Source organism: Peribacillus asahii (assembly GCF_003570725.1).
Classification (GTDB): Bacteria; Bacillota; Bacilli; order Bacillales; family DSM-1321; genus Peribacillus; species Peribacillus asahii.
On sequence record NZ_QWVS01000084.1, the window covers coordinates 1 to 2,635 of the forward strand.

Genomic DNA, 2,635 nt, shown 5'->3' on the forward strand with positions numbered 1-2,635 from the left:
AACAAAGATGCTATCATTGAGTCATTAAGACGAAGAATTAAGAAGGTAGAAGAGGAAAACAAGCAGCTTCGAGAACAATTGAAAGTCGCGTACGCAGAGGTTTATAAAAAAATCTGAGGGAACATCGTTCCCTCCTTTCTTCAATTAAAGGGCCATTTAATTAAATTACTTACTATGTTTGTGAATTAGTGACTACCTCCTTAATACTAGTTTTATTTTCTAAAATTGTGCGTTAGGATTCGTGAGGGATTGACAGGAACAAAAAACCAACATATAATCATTTTATCACCCTCACGGAACGTGAGGCATTTGGAGGGAATGGAATGAATATTTTTCAGATTAAAACCAAACCACACGGAACAATCAGGCTAAACGAATTTCTAAAAGATCAATTTATCTGCATAGGTTGGCCAGGTATTGGAAACCTAGAGGGGGTATCAAAAGAAGAAATAAGGGAACTTTTAAAAAAGGCTCGTCCCGAAGACAATGATCGGACTATCGGTGTTGATTTAGGTAATATTTGGGCATTTTATAACACGATGAAGGAGGATTCAGTCGTATTATTCCACGGCCACCATCACAATGTTCACATTGTAAAAGTTGGACCGTACAAATATGTTGAGGAATTTGATAATGATAAAGATGGTATGTGTCACCAACGGGAGTTTGAATTATTAGCAACCGTGACTTATGAAGACCTTAATCCAAAACTGCAAGAATTAATGAGGCATCGTGGCACTGTAACTAAATTTAAATATCCGTTGGAAGATGCACAATTAGATTTACTGATAAAAGATCAAGGCATTATCCAAACAGATCCTTTCCGTGGTGACGAAATCTATTTTGAGGCTGTACCGACTGAAATCATAAACGATGCTCTGGATGTATTGTACGAGGCACTTAATTCCAATGACTCGGATAAACGTTTTAAGGCTGCCGTCGAGATATTACGTTATGTAAAATAAGTGAAGCTTACTTGGTCTTCAACAAACGGGCGCGATAATTGAACAGGCATTGAAAAAGGGTCTTCAATCGAAGATCCTTTTTCAATGCCAATAATGCTTCATTATGTTAACTAAATTATTAAATATAACGAAAATAAAAACACAGAAAAAATATGATTGCTAATAAAAATGAGATAATAAGCGTTATATTTCGGTACCTTTTATTTGTTCTCTTTTGTTTAATGCTTTCTCTATATTTTTCTTGTATTTTTTTTTGTTTTAAATTTAGCTTCATAATAAATACTCCTTGCAATTATTTATTATCGTTCTATATGTATTATTCTATTAGAGTGTACATAGTCCTCTTATTAAAAGGGGCAAGATTGAGAGAAAACTTCTTTTTATTACTGTACCTTCTTTTTTATAAAATTTCTTAGATCAATAAATAAATACATAACACCCACAAAAATAAACAAAAAAATTATCCATTCCATAAAGTCAGGTCCGATAAAACCATCAAAACCTTGTAAGAAATAAAATAAAAAGCCAAATGAAATGTATATAGCTGCTGTTACATGTCTCAAATTCTCTCCTCCTTTTTTTGAAATCTTATATATAAGACTTTACTAACGAAATACAAAAAATATAAACTAAGCTTAAAAATGTTTTATTATTAGATTTTTACTTGAATTTTTCCAAATCCATAGTCATTGTTTCTGGCATTTAGTTAATGTATATTTTGGCAGTATGTTTATAAATATTAATGAATTTTCATGGAGTAAATTATTGTATAATTATTAACTTTTATACAAAATTGTGAAGTTATGCTTATTGTAACGGGGCAGGTTAGCACAAGAAGGAAATAATAAATAGAATATAGAATTTAATACTGTTTTGAATTTATATTTACTAAGGCGAGGATTTAATATGACAAAGAAACCTTATGGGAAGCACTGGAAAGGTATAAAAGGGTACAGGGTAATAGAAGGAAACGATGTATATAATCACTATTTTGGTGGTCAAGATTGTGATTTGCCTATTTGTCCATTATGCGGGGAGAAAATGCATCAAATATTTTGTTATGATTTAAAAGATGAAAGACTTTCCGAAATAAAAGCTGAAGGACTAAATGTTTTACCGTTAGTTTCTTGCTTGAACTGTTCGATGGTGTGGGAACCTCAATATTTTCAGTTAAATAATGGAGGTAAATTCATTCAAGTAATAAGTCAAGAAAATACGGAAGATTGGGTTCAAGATGAGGAAGATAGGCTACCTGTACCACTTCCAAGGACAAATGTAAATCTTATTGAAATGAAGGTCGAAGATATTCCAACTAATGAAGATAATTATGATACTGCTTTTGATTTATTTGGTTCGGAATATTTATGTAGATTTTTGGGTGCCCCTTTGTATGATGAAGTCCCTGAAGATTTAGATTGTCCGATTTGTAACCAAGAGATGAAGTACATTGCCACAATAACTCAAGACCTTGGTGAACGGGAACTTATTTCTGTTGTCGATTTTCAATTAGGTGAAATGAATATTTTCTATCATTTCTGCAAGGATTGTTTAGTTATAAAAACTCAGATACAAGGAACATAATAAAAAATCTTGCACAACTATGTAGATTTTACAGGTAAGGCTGTCTAAACAGCCTTTTTCTTAGTGTGCCAGGCATGGCAACTATCTAG

3 protein-coding genes and 1 pseudogene are annotated in these 2,635 nt (G+C 32.2%); 3 read left to right on the forward strand and 1 reads right to left on the reverse strand.

What is annotated here, in order from left to right; genetic code table 11:
* Positions 1-117 (forward strand): annotated as a pseudogene (locus D1953_RS21880) (DUF6262 family protein); the annotation flags it as partial.
* 206 nt (positions 118-323) lie between these two features.
* Positions 324-965 (forward strand): hypothetical protein, encoded by a 642-nt coding sequence (locus D1953_RS20975; protein WP_119119082.1) that lies wholly within the window; start codon positions 324-326, stop codon positions 963-965.
* 383 nt (positions 966-1,348) lie between these two features.
* Here D1953_RS20975 and D1953_RS20980 read toward each other — a convergent pair whose 3' ends face one another.
* Positions 1,349-1,528: a hypothetical protein gene (locus D1953_RS20980; protein ID WP_119119083.1), complete on the reverse strand. Its 180-nt coding sequence runs from the start codon at positions 1,526-1,528 to the stop codon at positions 1,349-1,351.
* Positions 1,529-1,871: 343 nt separating this feature from the next.
* Here D1953_RS20980 and D1953_RS20985 point away from each other — a divergent pair, with 343 nt between their 5' ends.
* Complete coding sequence (locus tag D1953_RS20985) at positions 1,872-2,546, forward strand: hypothetical protein (RefSeq protein ID WP_119119084.1); 675 nt, start codon at positions 1,872-1,874, stop codon at positions 2,544-2,546.
* Positions 2,547-2,635 lie beyond the last annotated feature (89 nt).